Origin of the sequence: Gillisia marina (assembly GCF_000258765.1) — a bacterium.
Classification (GTDB): domain Bacteria; phylum Bacteroidota; class Bacteroidia; order Flavobacteriales; family Flavobacteriaceae; genus Gillisia; species Gillisia marina.
This window is the reverse complement of record NZ_AJLT01000023.1, coordinates 19,309-41,075: the sequence shown is the minus strand read 5'-3', so window position 1 is coordinate 41,075 and position 21,767 is coordinate 19,309. Positions and strand designations below refer to the sequence as shown.

Below are 21,767 nucleotides of genomic sequence, written 5' to 3'. Positions count from 1 at the left end.
AACATTTAAGTACCTCAATATGCAAACCCCTTCAATTAAAAGAAGTCTGTTTTTATTGTCATTTTTATTTACCGGTGTTTTGGTGGCTCAGGATAAACCTTTGGGTAACGAAACGGTAATAGTTGTAAAGCCTTACACGCCTTCTGTGAATGATGCTTTTAAAATTAAAGAAACTCCCGTACAAGGAGATTCCGTAAGCTTAGAAAAGAAACCTGTGAAATACAGTATTTTTTCTGTACCGGTAGCTTCAACTTTTACACCTTCTAAAGGGCGCGCAACAAAAGTAGAACGGGAAAAAAGGGTAAAGCTTTATGATAATTATGTCACCCTTGGATTTGGAAGTTATTCTAATGTATTGGCTGAGTTTTATAGCAATTTAGAAATTAGTAAAAGCGATAATTTTGGCGTATATCTTACCCATAATTCTTCTCAGGGAGGAATAGAAGACGTGAGATTGGACGATAAGTATTATGATACAGAGCTCAATTTAAATTATAGCTCTAAGAATAAGAAAAGTAATTGGAATACCGAATTAGGTCTTCAACATCAATTATTCAACTGGTATGGGTTACCGGAGCAAACACGATTATCTAACGAATTAATTGTTGCAATAGATCCTACGCAAAATTATTTTTCGGGAAGTCTTGGAGGAGAGTTGGAATTATATGATTCTTTCTTAAATAAAGCATCGGCGAACTATAGATATTTTGGTGATTCTTACGATTCTGCTGAACACAATTTTAAAGCCGATGGTACTTTTGAAGTAAATATAGCTGATGAATTAATTAGCACGAAGGTATTTGCAAATGTGCTAAGTGGAAAATTTGATCAAGGATACAATACTCCAAATGAGTTGAAGTATTCACAGATGATTTTTGGGATTACTCCAAGTTTGCTGGTACTAAGGGATAATCTAACTTTAAACTTAGGAGCTTCTTTCGTGTACGGGTTGGATACAGAAAATAGCGATAACAGTTTTTACATCTATCCTCAAGTAACTGCTAGTTATAGATTGGCTGGAGACTACTTTATTCCTTATGCGGGATTGGAAGGAAGTTTAAGTCAGAATACCTATTTCAATTTTGCACAAGGGAATCCATTTGTTTCACCTACTTTAAATATAACTCCAACAGATAAGTCTTACGATGCGTATGTGGGAGCAAAAGGAAAACTCAGCAATAGTATTGGTTATAATCTTAAGGGAGGTTATGCATCAGAGATCAATAAAGCCTTATACCTGGCTAATTTAAGCAATCCTTCAAGCACAGAGGATTATGCCTTCGGAAATTCATTTGGAGTTGTTTACGACGATATTAATACTCTATCTTTTTCAGGAGAACTGAATGTAGATGTGAATAGGGATTTTAAATTAGGTGTAAGAGGATCTTTCTACAGTTATGATTCTGAATTCGAAGCTGAAGCATGGAATCTACCAGAAATGAAAGCGTCTTTATTGATGGATTACCAAATCACCGAAAAATGGTTTGCAGGAGCTAACTTATTTTATACCGGAGAAAGAAAAGATAGAGAAGAAACAATTGATGGTGGAGGTGCCATAGGAAGTAGAACAATTACTTTAGATGGGTTTACAGATCTTAATGCAAATGTTGGATATAGGTTTAACGATCAACTTTCCATATTTGCTAGGGGTAATAATCTATTAGGAGATACTTACGAACGTTGGTCTAATTTTCCTGTTCAAGGGATTCAGGTAATGGCTGGGGCCACATATAAGTTCGATTATAAATAAGGTGTAATTTACCAATAGAAAAAGGCTGTTCTTCTAGAACGGTCTTTTTTTTATTTGTTATAATAACGGAACTATTTAGCTCATGTAGCAAGGTCTAGGGATGTGTTTCTTTCGATTTTGCTATATTTTAATTGGTGTATAAAACTTCACTTTTTACACAAATACTTATATTTTGCTTTTAAATTATATGGGCAACTGACATACATTAGTTAAGTCATTAAAAATAACAGATCCACTATTATTAATATCTGAAGTATAAAAAGAAATATGCCTAATTTCTTTTTATATTTAAAAGCCACAAAAATCGTAATAATAGTCAGCATTGGAAGTACGAGTCCAGATGCAATTCTTAAAGAATAGAAGGATTTGTATTTGTCTGAACTTAATTTATACCAATTTACTTGTTTGAATAAAGGAGAAACTGAGTATTCGATTCTTTTATCCATCAATTCTAATTCAGCAAAATCTTCGTCCACTAAAAATTCATGTTCACTCGTAGCTACTTTATATGAATAATGGTAGTTTCTGGAGGCATTGTAATATTGCTGTCTTTCCTTTTGCACAGCTACAATTTCATCTATTATAAATCTTCCTGGAGCTACAAAATCGACTAAAATAATAAGCGCGATCAAACTAAAGATCGCATAAAATGTTAAGCGTAGTTTATTTTGATGTTTATACATGTTTTAATTTTGAAAACTTTTTCTACTGCATGATTCCAGTTATCACAACCTGAATTAAAGATATTTTTTTATGCTAAAATAGCAATTGAGGCCTTTGGTCGAATATTGATTTCATATTAACTTAAAAAGTTTATTTTTGATTCCGATAAGAGAAAAATATAATTACACATTCAATATAATTTTAATTCATTTCCTATTAAACACAAATACCCTAATTAGATGGCAAAGTTTAAAAGAAGCGACAGATCTCGTCCATACCTGAATATTTTGGATTTCATGATTCAGGAAAAGGCGTTTTTAGCGCTAATTATTATTGGAATTATTTTAGCCGGTATTTTTACCGGAAATGGCCAAGCGGCGATGTGGCTTGGTTTCTTTTTTGCAGCTTATGCAACCGTTGCAAACGATAGTATTCAATCTTTAGGAACTTTTATAGAAAGTAATAAGACTAGAAGATGGTGGGTGTTATGGCTTTATATTGGAGGAATTTTTCTTATCACAGTTATTTCTAGTTGGATAATTTTTGATGGGGATGTTACCTTTCAAAGGCTTTTAAAACCCGATGGAACAACAAAATATCCACACCCGGAAAACTTTAGCTTTTTCCAGATTATAGCTCCTTTGGTGTTGTTGATCTTAACAAGATTAAGAATGCCGGTATCCACTACATTCCTTATTTTATCTGTATTTAGTGCAGATACATCAGGGATTACTTCAGTAGTAGCGAAAAGTTTATCTGGTTATGCGATGGCATTTATCTTGTCTTTTGCAGTTTGGTATTTCTCTTACAATCTTATTAAGACATTTTTTAAAAGCAGGAAGTTTCATAAGAGTTGGAATGTAGTACAATGGATAGTAAGTGGATCTTTGTGGGCTGTTTGGGTGATGCAAGATGGAGCGAATATCGCTGTATATCTACCAAGGCAACAAACCTTAACTCAGTTTATAATTTTTGCGGTAACAATTTTTGCCGGACTTGGTTTGTTATTTTATTTAAGAGGAGATAAAATTCAGAAAGTTGTAAGTGAAAAAGCTAGGATTTCAGATATTCGAGCAGCAACCCTAGTGGATGCTACTTATGTGATTTTACTTATTTATAAATTGTTTATCAGTACCGTTCCAATGAGTACAACTTGGTTGTTCCTTGGTATTATCGGGGGTCGTGAAATTGCAATAAGTCTTGCCAGAACCAAGAAAGGTAAAAAGCATCGCAAGAAAGCCGGAAAAATGATTTTTAAAGATTTCTCTTTTGCTATGATCGGACTTATAATCTCCGTTGCTTTAGCAGCAGCCGCTAATCCTAGTATTAGGGTAGCAATTTTAGAGGCAGTTGGCTTAAGATAATTTATAGTTTTTTAAAAAATCTAAAGGATCGGGATTTTAATCTCGATCTTTTTTTATGTAGGTGAAATTGATTTTTGAACACTTCTAAATACTATTTTTTCTGAAACATATGCAGTGGAAATCTCTTCATTTAATCCACATTAGCTATTTTTATGAAAAATTTTAAATATGCTCAATAAATTACCTTATTTAGGACTGCTACTTGCCTTACTTATTTCTTGTAATACTGAAGAAAAACAACAGGCAGATTTATTAGTTTATAATGGAAATGTATACACCGTAGATGATGCGTTTTCCAACTCTGAAGCTTTTGCTGTGAAAAATGGCAGATTTTTGGAATCAGGCTCATCTGAAGCCATTATGGAAAAATATGATTTTAAAGAAAAATTAGATGCAGAAGGTAAAACCATTCTCCCTGGATTTATAGATGCTCATGCACATTTTTATAGAATGGGTTTACAGCAGCAAAAGGTGGATCTCACGGGAACTAATAGTTTTCAGGAGGTTTTAGATAAAATTGTTGCTTTTCAAAAAGAACGAAATGTGGATTTTATAACTGGTAGAGGTTGGGATCAGAATGACTGGGAGCTTAAAGAATTTCCATCTAAAGAAAAATTGGATAGTTTATTCCCTGATACTCCAGTTGCAATAACAAGAATAGATGGGCATGCATTATTAGCAAATCAAGCGGCTTTAGATAAAGCAGGAGTAACTATAGATAGTTCTCCGGAAGGTGGTGCAATTGAAATTAAAAACGGAAAACTTACGGGGATTCTAATAGATAATCCTATGAGTTTTGTTTATGATGCCGTAGAAGAACCTTCAAAAAAAGAGCAAATTCAGGCTTTATTGGAGGCTCAAAAAATTTGCTTTAGTTATGGCTTAACTACAGTTGTAGATGCCGGAATAGATAAAAAAAACTATTCAGCTTATAGATAGTTTACAAAAGTCAGGAAGTTTAAAGACCCGTATCTATGCGATGATAAGCAATACCAAAGAAAATTTAGATTTTTATTTAGCTAAGGATCCAATTAAAACTGAAAGACTAAATGTGCGTTCTGTGAAGTTTTATGGTGATGGCGCTTTAGGATCTAGAGGTGCAGCCTTAAAGGAACCATATTCAGATCTTGAAGACCATTATGGAGCATTGCTATCTCCGGTAGCAGATTTTAAGAAAACGGCTCAAAGAATTGCAAATTCCAAATTTCAAATGAATACTCATGCTATTGGGGATTCCGCTAATAGATTAGTGCTTCAAACCTATGATGAATTATTAAAGGGCAAGAACGATCGCAGATGGAGAGTGGAGCATGCACAAGTAATAGATTCGGCAGATTTTAAATACTTCAGTAAAAATATTATTCCGTCTATCCAACCTACACATGCCACTAGTGATATGTATTGGGCAGAAGATAGACTTGGAGCAGATAGGATTAAAGGCGCATATGCTTTTAAAAAATTATTGGATCAAGCAGGGATTGTCGCGTTAGGGACAGATTTTCCGGTGGAAGAGGTGAATCCGTTTTATACCTTTTATGCGTCTACGGCTAGAAAAGATCTCAAAAATTATCCGGAAAATGGGTATAAAATGGAGCAAGCCTTGTCTAGAGAAGAAACCTTAAAAGGAATGACTATTTGGGCTGCATACTCTAATTTTGAAGAAGATGAGAAAGGGAGTATAGAAGCCGGTAAATTCGCCGATTTTATAATCTTGGACCAAAATATCATGGAAGTGAAGGAAGAAGAAATCCCAAATATCAACGTGTTGAAAACTTATGTGAACGGAGAGAAAGTGAATTAAGGAAATATAATTTCAGAAAAAAATAAATGCTGAGTACATTATGCTCAGCATTATTTAATATTATTTGAGTTCAAAAGATTACCTGAAAATTAAAAATATTTAAAGGGTGTTCTGGAAGGTACACGATTTAATCAACTTTCAGGTAACCTTAATTATCTTCCGCCATTGGCAACGAGATCGTTAATACAAAGATCGTCTAATTCTGGCACATTATTGTCAACCATATCTATAATACTGCCACCAAACTCAATATTGGAAGTCATTAGGCATCCGTTTACATTACAGTGAGCTTCACTATCTGGGTCTTCATGATCTACTTGCATAGGAGATCCAACATCTACCAATCCAAATAGGTGTCCAAGCTCATGATTCAAAACAGCAGATTCTACATCACTCTTGGCTGTAGAAGCCGAATTATTTGCGATGTTTTCTATAGTTTTTCCATAAAGGACAATAGAAGTATTTCTAAAGGCAGAACCTAAAACCACTTTATTGTTTTCGTCATTTTCGTTACTTCCATCTGCCACATAAATAAAAACGGCTATTTCATCTCCTGCATTATAAACATTGCGCTCATCTTTTTCTATCTCCGCAATCTCTTCAATAGAAAATGGAGCTTTGTTAGAACTGGCTACTGCACGAGTGGTAATTGTAATTCCATCCGGTTTAAAAGTGTGCTGTCCAAGGAATTGTGATACACTGTTAAGGGCAGCATCAGTGGGTTTAAATCCGGTTACATATACAATTTCGATAGTTAAGGAAGTAAATCTAGCATCACTTAAAAGTTCATTAGCAGAGGCGCCTAAAGCCTTTAAATTTGCGCTTTTATCGACTGTTGGTGTTCCGTTATCTGTATTGGCCGAATCTTTAGAACATCCAACTATTAAAAGCAGAAATAAAAAAAGTGAATACTATTTTAGGGGTTTTCATGGTGTATTACGGTTTATAAAGGGGTCTAAATTTAAATATAATTATTGAAACGAATAAGTATCAGTCTTCTAAGAGATATTTACGGGCTTCTTACTATAACGGTTTTAAGATTGCTAAATAATCGTAATGCTCCCCTTTCTTTACTAGTTCACAACTAAAATTATTTTTTTGAGCTGCCAACGCCAAACTATTAAAATCCAGATACAGCCAAGGAAATTCTGCAGATTGTTCTCCTTTGTAACTAATGCTGAATTCTAATTCACCATAATAAGGAGCATCGGGATCTATCCAAATTCCACCATCTTCATCGGGGTCGAATAAATAGCTGAGGTCTGAGGAGTCTATTAAAATTTGCCCATTTTTCGACAGTAAGGTTTTTGAATGTTGAAAAAATTTATCGAGATTCTTTAGTTTTTCAATAATTCCTGTCCCATTCATCAATAATAAGATAGTATCAAATTGTTCGTTTTTTAGATCGAAATAATCAATCTTCCTTACATCCTTGATTCCTCGTAACTTGCAAATCTCCAAGGCTCCTTTAGAAATATCGATGGCCGTCACTTCTAATTTTTTTTCATTCTGTAGAAACAACGCATGACTTCCTGCACCACATCCCACATCCAAAACTTTTCCTGTAGCCTTTTCCAAAGCGGCTTGCTCCAACTCCGGCATTTCCTTAAAATCTCTAAATAAGTAAGGAACAAGAATTTCGTCATCATCAAAATCCGGGGAATGAACCAAAATAGGAGTTTCCTCTTTTTCATAATAATAAGCGGAAATAGCTTTCCCAAACACATCTACTACCGCCTTGCTGCTTTCTTGCTTCTTCATATCTTTGCGCTTATGGAAGAAATTTTGAAGGATCTCCCGAAAAAGGCTAAAGATAAGCATAACGAGAATAAAAAGTTCTTCGCGAAGCTGCGAAAAAGACCACCAAAGCATTTGGATTTTCAGATGCAAGAACTGCATGAAGAGGAATTTAAACGCACCGATTGTCTTACCTGCGCGAACTGTTGTAAAACCACAGGCCCTTTATTCACCAATAAGGATATAGAACGAATTGCGAAACATTTTCGGCAGAAACCAGCTCAATTTATTGAGACATATTTAAGAGTGGACGAAGATAATGATCATGTATTGCAGCAAGTGCCATGTACTTTTTTAGGCGACGATAATTATTGTTCTATTTATGAAGTACGGCCGAAAGCTTGCAGAGAATATCCACATACCGATAGAAAGGATTTCCATAAGATTTCCAACATCACCTTAAATAACACCGCTATTTGCCCGGCAGCTTATAATATTGTGGAAGAAATGAAAAGAAGGATTAAAATGTAAATTTTTTAGGATTTTGATGTGATTAATTATATTTTTCAAATTGAAAATCTTAAATATGTTTAAAGCAGTTACTTTTTTATTTGTTTTATTAAGTGTACAGTCTTTTTCTCAGGTCGGTTGGACAAGTTCGTTTGAAAATGCTCAAAAATTAGCCGTCGCAACAGATAGGCTTATCTTAGTTGATTTTTGGGCTACCTGGTGCGGTCCATGTAAGAAAATGGATAGAGAATCGTGGAGCGATAGAGAGGTTCAAGAAATAACTAAAGCTTATGTTCCTTTAAAAATAGATTTAGATAAAAGAACTCCTCTTGCACAAAAATTTGGAGTCAATGCTATTCCATTAGTTCTTATTATGGATGGTCACGGAGAAATGATCTTTCAGCAAGTAGGCTATATGAATAAAGAAGAATTAAGTGAAATTTTGAAGGAATATGCATTAAATACTAGCTTTCTCCGTACAGAGAATTTAAATTATTTTAAACACCAGAATTATGCAAGTGGAATAAGATTGGCACAAAAATATATAGATTATAGTCAGTATTTACAAAAAGATATTCGATTTGAATTTTTAGCCTTGGCAAATAACTATTTGAGAAATGGTGAAAAAATGTTGGATAAGGATCAGAGCAATTATATTAACATGAAGGAAAAAGTTTCTCTAATGGAAATTCAAATTGATCTTTATTTAAATAAAATGAAAAGGGTGTCAAAAAAACTAGAAAAAAACTTTGAACCTTCAAATATGTCTAGAGGGAATAAATTATTGTATACTTATTTAAATTACTGCGTTTCATTAAGTAAAAAAGACAATCTTGAAATAACGAAGTGGAAAAGTCAACTTGCAAGTATCGATAATTCTAATATATATCTTAAAAAGTCAGAACTTTTTATGAATTAAATATTTGAAAATTTTTAATAAACCAACATTCGTTTTGATTGTAAACTATCCAAGTTTCATTTCTTAAATTTGAGAAAAATAAGACTTTCTTAAAGTTTCAATCGAAACCCAAAAACCGGGAGATTCCCCTGCATAAAATCTAAATCTTCAGATCTTTCAAAACCTAGATTCTCATACATTTTCCAAGCAACTTTCATGAATTCTGTAGAATGTATAATAACTTGTTGCTGGTGGGCTTCATTCGCTTTTTCTATACATTTAAGTGTAAGTAACTTTCCAATTCCCTGTCCTCTGACTTCATGATCTACAGCTAACAATCTAAACCCGGAAGCATTCTTTTCTTGAGTTGCTATGCCTCCGGAGCCATAAACACTCATATCACTAAAATAAACAACTGCCCCGACTATTCTCTTGTCTGCAGAGATTGCGATTAGAAGTTCAGTATTTGGTTTTTTAGTTAGCTCTCCAATATTCGCCAGCATTTTGTAATATTCTGGTTGCTCTGTTTCTTTTGGAAAACCTTCTAATTGTGAATATACCTGAATCATTAATTTCCCTATCTCTTCAAATTCGTCAGCCTTTGCGTTTCTAACGATATAATTCTGGTTGGCCATAAAATGATTTTGATATTATTTATAAAGTAAATAAGCTTGTCTTTTCAGTTTGAATTTTTCTAATCCTTCCTGCCAACTTTGCTTTATTTCTTCGGAAGTCATTCCTGCTTCAATTTGATTCTGTAGTTCTGTTCCACCAGCAAGTTTTGTGAAAAAGCTATTGAAGAAATCTTTCTGATTTGCAGTATTATTATAGGCATTTATTAGCCAATCCAAATTGATCCTATTCAGACAGGGAGTTTCACTTAGGTCTTCTCCATAGCAAAGCTTGCCTAAATGCTTAGGGCTTTTTGCGCCTTCTAAAGATTCCGGAGTATAAGAGAACTTGAAGATTTCTTTATTCAAAAAAGGCGACCCAAAAACTTGAAATTGTTTGTTGGTTCCTCTTCCAGCATTTACGTTGGTGCCTTCAAAAAAGCATAAACTAGGATATAAATTGATAGCCTTAGTATTGGGAAGATTAGGAGAGGGCTTCACAGGGAGCTCATATTTTAAATTATGCGTATAATTCTCCATTCCAATAATCTGTAAATCACACTGAATTCCATTTTTTAACCACTTTTCACCATTGATCATTTGTGCATATTCTGCCATTGTTAATCCGTGAACAACCGGAATTGGATGCATTCCCACAAAGCTGCTGTGTTCCGGCTTTAAAATTGGGCCATCAATATAATGACCATTGGGATTAGGCCGATCCAAGATAATAAGCGGAATATTATTTTCTGCACAGGCTTCCATCACATAATGTAGCGACGAAATATAGGTATAGAATCTAGCGCCCACATCTTGAAGATCGAAAATCATTATATCGATCCCTTTTAATTGCTCTGGTTTTGGTTTTTTATTGTTTCCGTAGAGAGAAATAATGGGAAGCCCCGTTTTTACATCTTTACCATCTTTTATGGTTTCTCCGGCATCTGCAGTACCACGAAAACCATGTTCCGGTGCAAAAACCTTGACTACCTCTAATTTTAAGGACACCAAAGAATCCACTAAATGAGTATAGGTTGGGGTTTCAAATTCTTCAGAACTATTCAATATCAAACTACTTTGATTACCAACGATTCCAATTTTTTTATTCTTTAGAAAAGGGAGATAGCTTCAGTTCTATTAGCGCCTAAAACTAAATTCGGGGAGATTTTTTCAACTGAAATAATAGAATCTGTTTCCTTGGCAGCATCGGTATTTTCAGAATTGATTTGTCCCGTACTTCTTCCGCAGGAAACACTAAGAATAAAAGCGAATAAAAATGTATTTTTGAAGAATCTATAAATCATGAATCTATCTTGAATTTTGAATTTTTTATAGCCAAACGGCTTATCCGGGCAAAGAAGTATAAAAGTAGTATTTCGGCACCGATTATAAAAATTGCAATTGCAGCAATCGCTATTGGGGTGATTATGATGTTGGTTTCTTTTGCCACCGGGATGGGACTTCAGGTTAAAATCCGGGAAAAAATAGCTGCTTTTAATGGGCATATCAACATTGAGAGTTACGATAATAACAGCTCTCAGGTCTCTTTAATGCCTGTTTCGTTGGAACAGGATTTTTATCCTGAATTCAAATCTGTGGACGGAATTTCTCATATTCAAGCGGTAGCAACTGAAGCTAGTATCATTCGAACTGAAACAGATTTTGAATTTGTTATTGTAAAAGGCGTTGGAGGCGATTATAAATGGGAGAATTTTGCTGACTTTATTGTAGAAGGAGAATTACCGGATTATAGTGATAATCTAAACGAAGATGTGCTTATTTCACAATACATAGCCAATAGATTGGGTTTTAAAGTGGGGGATAAGATAATTACGTACTTTCTTCGGGAAGATTCAAGTAGGCCTCCATTGTTGAGAGCTTTTATAATCAAAGGAATTTATAATTCTGGTTTTCAGGAATTTGATGAGCTTTATATGCTCTCTGATATTCGCCATATACAGCGGATAAACGGTTGGGATAAAAATCAAGTCGGAGGATTTGAAGTTTTTATCGAAGATTTTGATGAATTGGATCTCAAAGGAGCCGAAGTTTATGATAACACCAATTCGTTTTTAGACACGCAAACAATCAAACAGAAATATGCCTCAATTTTTGAATGGCTGTCTTTATTCGATTTTAATATCGCACTCATCATAGGAATTATGATTTTGGTAGCAGGTATCAACATGATCACTGCTCTTTTGGTTTTGATTTTGGAGCGGACACAAATGATCGGGATCTTAAAGGCACTTGGAGGTTCCGACTGGAGTATAAGAAAGATATTTCTGTACAACGCCTCTTATTTAATTTTACTAGGATTATTCTGGGGAAACCTTATAGGGTTAGGCTTGCTGTTTATTCAGAAGTATTTTAAGCTTTTCCCATTAAATCCGGAGACCTATTATGTTACTGAAGTGCCTGTATATATTGGTTGGGAATATATTGTAGGTGTAAATGTTGGAACACTTATTTTATGTCTTCTTATGTTGTTAATTCCTTCTATAATTATTACCAAGATCTCGCCAGTAAAAGCGATGAAATTCGACTAATTTCGGAGTTGCCGTTTTTACAGATTTACTTAAAACCTTGCAAAGTGATATTCTGAAGAGTACCTTTGCGCTTTCAAAAATAAACTATGGAATACGCTGAAAATATATTAGGAACCATTGGAAACACGCCATTGGTGAAAATGAATAAACTAACCGAAGAAATCGATGCTTTGGTTTTAGCTAAATATGAAACTTTTAATCCGGGAAATTCTGCAAAGGATAGAATGGCGGTTAAAATGATCGAAGATGCGGAAGCTAGCGGGAAACTAAAGCCGGGAGGCACTATTATTGAAGGCACTTCAGGAAATACGGGAATGGGCTTGGCGCTTGTAGCGATTATCAAAGGCTACAAAATGATTTGTGTGATTAGTGATAAGCAGAGCAAGGAAAAAATGGATATTCTTAGAGCTGTTGGAAGTGAAGTGGTAGTATGTCCAACAGATGTAGAGCCAACAGATCCAAGATCTTATTATTCTACTTCTAAGCGTTTAGCCGAAGAAACACCAAATTCTTGGTATGTAAATCAGTATGATAATCCGTCGAATGCCAAAGCACATTACGAAAGTACAGGCCCGGAAATTTGGAGACAAACAGATGGGAAAATCACTCATTTTGTAGTAGGAGTAGGGACAGGTGGAACTATTTCTGGGATTGGTAAATATTTGAAAGAACAAAACCCAAATATTAAAGTTTGGGGTATAGATACTTATGGATCGGTATTCAAAAAATATCACGAAACCGGGATTTTCGATGAAAAGGAAATTTATTCTTATGTAACCGAAGGAATTGGAGAAGATATTCTTCCCGAAAATGTAGATTTTTCATTGATAGACGGTTTCACGAAAGTAACCGATAAGGACGCTGCGGTTTATACCCGTAGGTTAGCAAAAGAAGAAGGTATGTTCCTTGGAAATAGTGCCGGAGCGGCTGTTAAAGGACTGCTTCAACTAAAAGAACATTTCAAAAAAGACGATGTAGTCGTAGTACTATTCCATGATCATGGAAGTAGATATGTTGGGAAAATATTTAATGACGAATGGATGAAGAAAATGGGTTATATCGAATAGACCTGATTTAGTAAATAATAAAGAGCCTGAAAAGTTTTAATCTTTCACGTCAAGCTGAACTGGTTTCAGCTTCTAGTCCAATTAATTACAAATTAATTGAGATCCTGAAATTCCCGATGTTTCGGGACAGGATGACGGATTTATTAACTTGTCAGGCTCTTTTCTTTTTCAATTTATTCCGCTCCCCAAGGGGCACCTGGAATTTCAACTGGCTTCGTAAGATCGAAAGTAACTGTGAATTGTGGTCTTTCGGTTCCTAATCTTTTTAAATTGTAGGAAAAAGTGTCTTCATCTAAAGTAATCCACCAAACATTAGGAGCGGCAGCAGGTATTAGTTTGGCAGTCTCTACGTCTGCAGGGAAAAACTGAAGATTTTCTAACCCAGCATTTGTACTCATTCCACCATATTGGGTAATAGAATCTTCACTTCCATCCTCATGTCTATGATCGTGCTTTAGTTTTATTCGATCTCCTTCCAAAGTAAGAACCCAAATACGGGATTTATCATCTCCTACATAGAAAGGGATTTTAATTGTTTTCTCATCGCAATCCCAAACATACATGGTGAGTTTCTTTCCTGAAAAACTATCATTTTTTATAGATTCATCTAGTTTTCCTTCAAATGCCTTTCCGCAGTATTCCTTTAAATTATTCCAGAATAGTTCTGCATTATTTTTATCTTGAGCAATGCTATTTTGAGTAAATAAAAGGAATAGAAGAATGGAAATGTATTTCATAATTTAATTTTTTCTAAATATACTAATTTGAAGTCTTATAAGTTTATTAAAATGGATTGCTTGCATTCAAAAATAAATTACATTTCCACCATAAATTAATATATATATATCCAATGAGGTCTCTTTTAATTGTTTTTGGCTTATTCATGTTTATTGTGGGTTGTAGTAGTTCTTCAGAAGCTCTAAAGCCTGAAGAAAATGATATTCCGGATAACCCGAATAACTTGAGCTATTTGGCTCTCGGAGATTCTTATACTATTGGAGAAAGTGTTTCTGAAGATATGCGTTGGCCAGTGCAACTTGTTAGGCAATTACGCATAAAAGGAGAGGAAATTAATGCGCCAAAGATTATTGCAAAAACCGGTTGGACTACAGATAATTTATTGAATGCTATGGATGCCAATCTTGGTAACGAGAAATATAACCTCGTTTCTGTCTTAATAGGTGTGAATAATCAATATCAGAATAAATCTATCGTAGATTATGAAGCAGATTTAAATACCATTTTTTCTGAAGCTATAGAATTTTCCAAGACTGGAAAAGAAGGAGTTTTTGTGGTTAGTATTCCAGATTATGGAGCAACGCCCTTTGGAGCCTCCAATGCTGAGGAAATTGGTAGAGAAATAGCAGAATTTAATGCTGTTCTCAAAAAAGTAACCGATCAATTTGGTCTTTCTTATTATAATATCACCCCAATCTCCAAAATGGGAAAGTCGGATAGATCTTTAGTTGCTAACGACGGATTGCACCCTAGTGGAAAAATGTATACACTTTGGGTGAATTTGTTTGGCGATGAGGTTTTCGATAAGTTGCAATAACTGTTTTCTCGTATTTTTTAACACTTTAAGCATCAGTTAGATACATGTAAAAGCTTTACATTTATTTGATGCAAGAAGACTTTCTACATTATCTCTGGAAATTCAAAAAGTTTGATTTTGGTAATACCAGAACTACTAATAATTTGAAACTTTCCATATTGGATGTTGGAAAGCATAATCATAATTCCGGCCCAGACTTTTTTAATGCTAAGATTGAAATAGATCATCAACTTTGGGCGGGAAATGTTGAAATTCATATAAAATCTTCAGACTGGTATCTTCATAGACATGAAACAGATGCTAACTATGACAACGTGATTCTTCATGTGGTTTGGAAAGATGATGGAGAAGTTTTCAGAAAAGATAACTCTGCAATTCCCACTATGGAATTAAAGGCATTAGTGCATCCAGATTCTTTTAATAATTATAAGTCTTTACTGCAAAATGGCAGCAAAAAGTGGATCAACTGCGAAAAAGATTTTAGACTTTTTGATGATTTTATAATGTCTAACTGGCTAGAACGGGTTTATTTTGAACGATTAGAGAAGAAATCTATCAAGATCCTGGAGATGCTTAAGACTACCGGAAATAACTGGGAAGAAGTACTTTTTAAATTGCTATTTAGAAATTTCGGACTCAAAGTGAATGGAGACGCTTTTGAAAGTATTGCAAATAGTATCGATTTTAAAGTGATTCAGAAAATTGGAAAGTCTTCTTTTAAATTGGAAGCCCTTTTCTTGGGTCAAGCCGGTTTGCTTCGTGAGGATTTAGATCATGCCTATTTTATTGCTCTCAAAGTTGAATATGAGTTTTTGAAACAAAAATTTAATCTGGATAATTCTTCAGTAATTGCCCCTCAGTTTTTTAGATTGAGACCGGATAATTTTCCTACAATTAGGCTTTCGCAATTGGCACAACTCTATAGTACGCTACCACATTTATTTTCAGGAGTGATAAAATGTAAGAGCAAAGAAGAACTTTATCGACTATTTAGTTCTGCCACCTCAGAGTTTTGGGAAACTCATTATACCTTTAAAAAGAATCATAAACCCAGAAAAAAGAAACTGACTCAAAATTTCATCGATCTTTTAATCATAAATACCATAGTTCCTTTTAAATTTTGCCATTTGAAGGAAACGGGAGATAAGGAAACTTCGGAGACGTTGGAAATTATTCAGCAAGTTAAATCCGAGAAGAATTCGACTCTAGAAAATTTCAATGTTTTAAGACCAAAAACGTCAACCAACGCACATGATTCTCAAGCCTTGCTTCAGCTCAAAAATGAATATTGCGATAAAAATGCATGTTTGCAATGTGGTCTAGGAGTGAAACTTATTCAGGGCTTGGTATAAATAATTAGTATATTTGAAAAGTGTTAAAACTTGTATATTCCATAAGGCATTATTTTGAGCGAAACGGATTTTATGTTTCCTCCCGCTTGGCAGATAAACTTGGTATTCGCGCCAAAACAATCAGACTTTTTTTTTATTTATCTTTCTTTTGCAACTTTAGGATTGGGCTTTGCATTTTACCTAACATTTGCATTTTGGCTTAAACTGAAAGATATGGTTTACACAAAACGAACTTCGGTGTTTGACCTGTGAAATATTTAATTGTTTATTGAATGCTTAATTCTACAAAGAGCTTATAGAATGTTATAAGCCGAAATGTTCTACAAACTAAAAATGGGATTCTGAATTAATCTTAATTGGCAATTTCAATTAGATAGACAAATTGAAGCAAGTATATTGCGTTTAGTAAATCTTTAACATTTTAACTAGTAAAAATTTGAATTACTGATATTTTTATTCATCTTGCGCTTCAATTTTTATAAATCTTAAACCAATAAACCCTAAGTAATAATGAAGAAAATTTTATTTTCCTTATTTGCAATACTAGCTCCACTACTAACTTTCGCTCAAGAGCAAACCACATCTGAAGCAATAGACGAGACTTTTCGTGCTTATACTAGTTGGTTCGTAGACTTGATTTTTTACGAAATTCCTTTTTCAGAATATTATCAAATCCCTTGGGTTTTAATAGTACTTATTGGAGGTGCATTGTATTTTACCATTTACTTTAAGTTTATTAATATCACTGGTTTCTTTACTGCTCTTAAAGTAGTGAAGGGTGATTATGAAGACATCGAAAAGCATGGAGCAAGCACCTTGTATGGAGATGTTACGCCAAATGAAGGTGAAAATATAATTGAAACAATAAGGGATGATAGTGCAGATGGTGAGGTTTCTCACTTTCAGGCATTAACTGCAGCTTTATCGGCGACAGTTGGTCTTGGAAATATCGCAGGAGTTGCAGTAGCACTTTCTATTGGTGGTCCTGGAGCTACTTTTTGGATGATTTTAGCTGGATTCTTAGGGATGGCTTCAAAATTTGCAGAATGTACCTTAGGTGTAAAATATAGAGATGTTGGTGAAGATGGGACCGTTTATGGAGGTCCAATGTATTACTTAAGCAAAGGACTTAAAGAAAAAGGTTTCGGAGCTATAGGGAAAGTACTTGCTGTGATTTTCGCTGTATTTGTTATTGGTGGATCTTTTGGTGGTGGAAATATGTTTCAAGCCAACCAAGCCGCTGCTCAGTTTGTTCAGTTATTTGATTTAACGGGAGGAAACGCAGGATTTTACTTTGGATTAGTTATGGCAACATTGGTGGCTGTAGTAATTATTGGTGGAATTAAAAGAATTGCAAGTGTTACAGAGAAAGTAGTGCCTTTTATGGCTGGAATTTATGTCTTGGCTGCCATTATAATTTTAGTAGCTAACTGGCATTTAATAGATGATGCTTTTGGATTAATTTATCAGGGTGCATTCTCGGGATTAGGAATAGCAGGTGGATTAATTGGTGTAATGATTCAAGGTATTCGTCGTGGAGCATTCTCTAACGAAGCGGGTGTTGGATCGGCTGCAATTGCTCACTCTGCTGTACGTACGAAGTATCCGGCAAGTGAAGGTATTGTAGCTTTATTGGAGCCTTTCGTAGATACAGTGATCATTTGTACTATGACTGCTTTGGTGATTATTATTACAAACTTAGAAGGTGGATTCATGACGTACGGAGTGCCAATTACAGAAGGTGTAGAGCTTACTGCAATTGCTTTTGATAGCGTAATACCTCACTTCTCTATTATATTAACAATAGCGGTAATTCTGTTTGCCTTCTCTACTATGATCTCTTGGTCATACTATGGAATGCAAGGTTGGGTGTACCTTTTTGGAAAAGGAAAAATCACAGATTTAGTTTACAAAGCTTTGTTTCTTGTGTTTCTTGTGTTTGTTGTGATAGGTGCATCTATAAGTTTAGGTGCGGTAATAGATTTCTCTGATGCCATGATTTTCGCGATGGTGGTTCCAAATATTATTGGAGTATTGTTTTTAACTCCGGTTATTAAGAAAGAACTTACAAAATATTTTAATGCAATTAAGATTAAGAAAGACGCTTTGGAAGAAGGAGCAGATGACCTTCAAAAGAAGATGTAGAAAAATAAAATATTTTAATATAAAATCCCACATTGCTTTCAGTAGCAATGTGGGATTTTTCTTTTCCATCAATTTATGAATTGATAATTCTAAATAAATGACTTAAATTAATGTCCGCGTTTGAATGATAATCTTTCCACATGGGCAATTTGAAGTCGCATTTTATTTTTAGTAAGAGCCAGCGAAATGGGATCTTTTCATTGGTAGTGCTAATAATTGTCCTTCAGGGAATCTATTTTTTTGCTGATTTTAAAACTGAAAAAATTATTTCTGAAGAAGATTCTACGAGAATAGCTCACTTTCAAAAACAAGTAGACTCTTTAAAGCAAGTCGCTTTAGCAAAGGCTGAAGTGAAGGTAAATCCATTTAATCCCAATTTTATTACAGATTATAGAGGTTATATGTTAGGAATGTCTGTTGAAGAAATAGATAGATTGCATGATTTCCGTAATACTGATAGATGGGTGAATTCCGCTGAAGATTTTCAAACGGTTACCTTGGTTTCAGATAGTCTTTTAAATCAAATTTCGCCATATTTTAAATTTCCAGATTGGGTGAAAAATACTCGGCAAGTAAGGAGCAAGAGCCTTCAAACGATTGCTAGCAACTCACAGAATGAAAAATTAGATCTAAATTTGGCATCAATGGAGGAGTTGTTAAGAACAAGAGGAATTGGCGAAGTACTAGCGACTAGAATTATAAAATATAGGTCTAAAATAGGAGGTTTCGTTTCAGATCTTCAGCTCAAAGATGTTTATGGACTAAATCTTGAAACAAGAAAAGAGCTCCTAAATAATTTTTATGTTCTCGCTCCTACAGAGGTAGTTACATTCAATATTAATAATGCTTCAGTTTTAGAAATAGCATCGGTGCCTTATTTGGATTATGATTTGGCTAGAGAGATTGTTGATTATAGAACCCTTCACGAAAAAATTTATACTTTTGAAGAATTGGCAAAAATTAAGGACTTTCCTTCAGAAAAATTAGATAGAATAGCGTTATATTTGACCTTAGAATAGGAATTCGGAATTAGGTAAGCACTTAATTGATGTTCATTTTGATTTCCTATGAATTTTTTGAGATATACTTCCGAAGATTAATTACAGAACTTACCTTCTCTTTAGTTTTATATCAACCCTAATATTATAGAATTATACTTTATGAATAGCATGTATTTTACCGAGGAACACGAAGCATTTAGAACAAGTTTTCAGGAATTTTTGAAAAAAGAAGTAGTGCCTCACATAGAAAAATGGGAGAAAACAGGAACCATAGAACGTTTTATATGGGAAAAGTTTGGAGAGATGGGATATTTTGGATTGACATATCCGGAAAAATATGGTGGATTAGAATTGGATCTATTTTATACAGTTATTTTCTTAGAGGAACTTCAGAAAATTAATTCTGGAGGTTTTGCAGCAGCCATGTGGGCACATTCATATTTAGCAATGACTCATTTGAATGTTGAGGGTAGCGAAGAAATTAAAAAGAATTACTTGGAACCAAGTATTGCCGGTGAAAAAATAGGTTGTCTATGTATTACCGAGCCTTTTGGCGGATCTGATGTTGCGGCCATGAGAACGACTGCGGTTAAAAAAGGTGATAAATATGTAATCAATGGTTCTAAAACCTTTATTACAAACGGAATTTACTCAGATTATCTAGTAGTTGCAGCTAAAACGAGTCCGGATAAAGGAGGAAAGGGAATGAGCATTTTCCTTATGGATAGAGATACTCCCGGAATTTCTGCAACTAAATTAGATAAGCTAGGTTGGAGAGCCTCAGATACGGCAGAAATCGCTTTCGATAATGTAGAGATTCCGGCAGCTAATTTAATGGGGGACGAAGACAAAGGTTTTAACTATATCATGCAGCATTTCGCATTCGAAAGATTGATTATGGGTGTGAATGCACATGCAAGAGCTGAGTTTGCTTTAGATTATGCCATCAATTACATGGGTGAGCGTATGGCTTTTGGTAAGACAATAGATAAATTTCAAGCTTTAAGACACAACGTTGCAGAAATGGCAAGTGAAGTTGAAATGTGTAAAGAATTTAACTACTCTATAGTAAAAAGAATGATAGATGGGGTTTATGTGGTGAAAGAGGCAAGTATGTCTAAACTACTGTCTACAAAAATGGCAGATCGAGTTATTTACGACTGCTTGCAATTGTTAGGTGGTTATGGATATATGGAAGAATATCCAATGGCAAGATTGCTTAGAGATAGTAGGTTAGGACCAATTGGAGGAGGAACATCAGAAATTTTGAGAGAAATTATCGCCAAAATGGTTATCGATAAGAAAGAGTATAAGCCAGCGGCACATTAATCTTGAATATGATTTTTGGCGAAAATAATTTTTAATTATCGCCAAAATGCTTATCGATAAGAAAGAATACAAGCCGGCTGCTCACTAGAGATTTTGGGCTGTTTGCTTATAAAATAAAATTATTTAAATAAAGGTTGCGAGGTTAATGAAATCAATTATCTTTGCGCTTTAATTTCTAACGAAAGGAGGTGATACTATGTTAATTATACCAGTTAAAGACGGAGAGAATATCGATAGAGCGCTAAAGCGTTTTAAACGTAAATTTGATAGAACAGGAACAATGCGTCAGCTAAGAAGCAGACAAGCATTTTCTAAGCCTTCTGTTGTGAATAGAGCCCAGTTACAAAAAGCTCAATACATTCAGAACTTAAGAGATAAGGAAGAGATCTAGAAATTTGATTTAGGGGAAACCCTTTAAAAAATCTAGTTTCGATAAGTCTTCTTTCTATCGAATAGAAAACTACATCGAACCCGTTAAAGGGTATCCAAGATAAACTACTGTTGGTGAGTTAAAGTTTTATAACTTTGTTTACCAACAGTTTTTTTTATGCCTATATCTCACTTCTTAGAATATCTTCAATTAGAGAAAAAATATTCCCCGCATACGGTGAAGGCCTATGAGGCAGACCTGAAATCATTTAAAGAGTTCATTGTCGAAGAATTCGATCACGAAGATTTAATTCTTGTTAACTATCCTCAAATTAGAAATTGGATTGTAAATCTAGTGAATTCAGGGGTTGCTAATAGAAGTGTAAATCGGAAAGTGGCTTCGTTGAAATCATTTTATAAATATTTGGTAAAAACAAATCAGCTGGTTGCCACACCATTGGCTAGTCACAAGGCGCTTAAGACTAAGAAAAGTGTGCAAATTCCTTTTTCTGAAGAAGAAATTACAGATGTGATCTCGGCTATCGAGCCGGATACTTTTAAAACCTCTCGGGATATTACAATTGTTACAATGTTTTATGCTACTGGCGTTCGTCGTTCAGAACTTGTAGGATTAAAGTTACAAGATTTAGATCTTGATAATGGATTAATCAAGGTTTTAGGTAAAAGAAACAAGGAGCGGTATATTCCATTATTACCTGAACTAATCAGGCATCTTAATAAATATCTAGGTTTCAGGAAGGCTGTTGTTACCGAAGGTAGAGCTGAATTATTTCTAACAGAAAAAGGCGATAAAATATATGAAACTCTTGTTTATAGGATTATAAATAATTACTTTAGTGAAGCATCCAACAAGGTGAAAAAGAGTCCACACATATTAAGGCATTCCTTTGCTACCCATTTGTTGAGTCATGGTGCAAATTTAAACTCTGTTAAAGAGTTGTTAGGTCATTCCAGTTTAGCGTCAACACAAGTCTATACACATAGCAACATCGCAGAGTTAAGTAAAGTGTATAGGGGTTCTCATCCCCGCGAAAACAAGGACTGA

At 34.4% G+C, this 21,767-nt stretch carries 18 protein-coding genes and 4 pseudogenes; 16 read left to right on the top strand and 6 right to left on the bottom strand.

The window, feature by feature from the left end:
- Positions 1–19: 19 nt before the first annotated feature.
- Positions 20–1,750 carry a TonB-dependent receptor gene (locus ON07_RS07415; protein ID WP_010229613.1) on the top strand — a complete coding sequence of 577 codons (1,731 nt, stop codon included), beginning with the start codon at positions 20–22 and terminating at the stop codon, positions 1,748–1,750.
- A gap of 209 nt (positions 1,751–1,959) precedes the next feature.
- On the opposite strand, the gene ON07_RS07410 is transcribed toward ON07_RS07415, so the two are convergent.
- The gene (locus ON07_RS07410) at positions 1,960–2,433 is read right to left on the bottom strand and encodes a hypothetical protein (protein WP_010229611.1); all 474 of its coding nucleotides are present in this window, start codon (positions 2,431–2,433) and stop codon (positions 1,960–1,962) included.
- A gap of 219 nt (positions 2,434–2,652) precedes the next feature.
- On the opposite strand from ON07_RS07410, the gene ON07_RS07405 reads away from it, so the two are divergent.
- Both ON07_RS07405 and ON07_RS14845 read left to right on the top strand, forming a co-directional pair.
- Positions 2,653–3,777: a hypothetical protein gene (locus ON07_RS07405; protein WP_029331666.1), complete on the top strand. Its 1,125-nt coding sequence runs from the start codon at positions 2,653–2,655 to the stop codon at positions 3,775–3,777.
- 168 nt (positions 3,778–3,945) lie between these two features.
- Positions 3,946–5,578 (top strand): annotated as a pseudogene (locus ON07_RS14845) (amidohydrolase).
- Positions 5,579–5,730: 152 nt separating this feature from the next.
- Here the strand turns inward: ON07_RS14845 and ON07_RS17075 are convergent.
- Positions 5,731–6,105, bottom strand: a complete 375-nt coding sequence (locus ON07_RS17075) for a zinc metalloprotease (protein WP_010229609.1) — start codon at positions 6,103–6,105, stop codon at positions 5,731–5,733.
- Positions 6,106–6,145: 40 nt separating this feature from the next.
- Here ON07_RS17075 and ON07_RS17070 point away from each other — a divergent pair, with 40 nt between their 5' ends.
- Entirely contained in the window at positions 6,146–6,556 is a 411-nt protein-coding gene (locus ON07_RS17070) for a hypothetical protein (RefSeq protein ID WP_010229607.1), read from the top strand.
- Between the two features lie 45 nt (positions 6,557–6,601).
- On the opposite strand, the gene ON07_RS07390 is transcribed toward ON07_RS17070, so the two are convergent.
- Positions 6,602–7,339, bottom strand: coding sequence for a class I SAM-dependent methyltransferase (locus tag ON07_RS07390; RefSeq protein WP_010229605.1), 738 nt, complete (start codon positions 7,337–7,339; stop codon positions 6,602–6,604).
- Between the two features lie 12 nt (positions 7,340–7,351).
- Here ON07_RS07390 and ON07_RS07385 point away from each other — a divergent pair, with 12 nt between their 5' ends.
- Both ON07_RS07385 and ON07_RS15925 read left to right on the top strand, forming a co-directional pair.
- Positions 7,352–7,846, top strand: a complete 495-nt coding sequence (locus tag ON07_RS07385; RefSeq protein WP_029331663.1) for a YkgJ family cysteine cluster protein — start codon at positions 7,352–7,354, stop codon at positions 7,844–7,846.
- Positions 7,847–7,901: 55 nt separating this feature from the next.
- Complete coding sequence (locus ON07_RS15925; RefSeq protein ID WP_010229601.1) at positions 7,902–8,744, top strand: thioredoxin family protein; 843 nt, start codon at positions 7,902–7,904, stop codon at positions 8,742–8,744.
- 89 nt (positions 8,745–8,833) lie between these two features.
- On the opposite strand, the gene ON07_RS07375 is transcribed toward ON07_RS15925, so the two are convergent.
- The gene (locus ON07_RS07375) at positions 8,834–9,358 is read right to left on the bottom strand and encodes a GNAT family N-acetyltransferase (protein ID WP_010229599.1); all 525 of its coding nucleotides are present in this window, start codon (positions 9,356–9,358) and stop codon (positions 8,834–8,836) included.
- Between the two features lie 15 nt (positions 9,359–9,373).
- A pseudogene (locus ON07_RS14840) lies at positions 9,374–10,638 on the bottom strand (exo-beta-N-acetylmuramidase NamZ family protein).
- Positions 10,639–10,647: 9 nt separating this feature from the next.
- Here ON07_RS14840 and ON07_RS07365 point away from each other — a divergent pair.
- Both ON07_RS07365 and ON07_RS07360 read left to right on the top strand, forming a co-directional pair.
- Positions 10,648–11,883, top strand: coding sequence for an ABC transporter permease (locus tag ON07_RS07365; protein WP_010229593.1), 1,236 nt, complete (start codon positions 10,648–10,650; stop codon positions 11,881–11,883).
- An 86-nt stretch (positions 11,884–11,969) separates the two neighbouring features.
- Positions 11,970–12,947: pseudogene (locus ON07_RS07360) on the top strand (PLP-dependent cysteine synthase family protein); the annotation flags it as partial.
- A 176-nt stretch (positions 12,948–13,123) separates the two neighbouring features.
- Here ON07_RS07360 and ON07_RS07355 read toward each other — a convergent pair.
- On the bottom strand, positions 13,124–13,687 hold the full coding sequence (locus ON07_RS07355) for a hypothetical protein (protein ID WP_010229588.1): 564 nt from the start codon (positions 13,685–13,687) through the stop codon (positions 13,124–13,126).
- 113 nt (positions 13,688–13,800) lie between these two features.
- Between ON07_RS07355 and ON07_RS07350 the strand changes: the two genes are divergently transcribed.
- From ON07_RS07350 to ON07_RS07315, 8 genes and pseudogenes are all read left to right on the top strand, one after another.
- The gene (locus ON07_RS07350) at positions 13,801–14,505 is read left to right on the top strand and encodes an SGNH/GDSL hydrolase family protein (protein WP_010229586.1); all 705 of its coding nucleotides are present in this window, start codon (positions 13,801–13,803) and stop codon (positions 14,503–14,505) included.
- Positions 14,506–14,573: 68 nt separating this feature from the next.
- Positions 14,574–15,857 carry a DUF2851 family protein gene (locus ON07_RS07345; RefSeq protein ID WP_010229584.1) on the top strand — a complete coding sequence of 428 codons (1,284 nt, stop codon included), beginning with the start codon at positions 14,574–14,576 and terminating at the stop codon, positions 15,855–15,857.
- A 20-nt stretch (positions 15,858–15,877) separates the two neighbouring features.
- Positions 15,878–16,109 (top strand): annotated as a pseudogene (locus ON07_RS17065) (PspC domain-containing protein).
- A gap of 258 nt (positions 16,110–16,367) precedes the next feature.
- A complete protein-coding gene (locus tag ON07_RS07335; RefSeq protein WP_010229582.1) occupies positions 16,368–18,002 on the top strand; it encodes an alanine/glycine:cation symporter family protein in 1,635 nt (544 codons plus the stop codon).
- A 140-nt stretch (positions 18,003–18,142) separates the two neighbouring features.
- On the top strand, positions 18,143–19,021 hold the full coding sequence (locus ON07_RS07330) for a ComEA family DNA-binding protein (RefSeq protein WP_010229581.1): 879 nt from the start codon (positions 18,143–18,145) through the stop codon (positions 19,019–19,021).
- Between the two features lie 141 nt (positions 19,022–19,162).
- Positions 19,163–20,332 carry an acyl-CoA dehydrogenase family protein gene (locus ON07_RS07325; RefSeq protein ID WP_010229580.1) on the top strand — a complete coding sequence of 390 codons (1,170 nt, stop codon included), beginning with the start codon at positions 19,163–19,165 and terminating at the stop codon, positions 20,330–20,332.
- Between the two features lie 196 nt (positions 20,333–20,528).
- Positions 20,529–20,723: a 30S ribosomal protein S21 gene (rpsU, locus tag ON07_RS07320; protein WP_010229578.1), complete on the top strand. Its 195-nt coding sequence runs from the start codon at positions 20,529–20,531 to the stop codon at positions 20,721–20,723.
- 156 nt (positions 20,724–20,879) lie between these two features.
- On the top strand, positions 20,880–21,767 hold the full coding sequence (locus tag ON07_RS07315) for a tyrosine-type recombinase/integrase (RefSeq protein ID WP_010229576.1): 888 nt from the start codon (positions 20,880–20,882) through the stop codon (positions 21,765–21,767).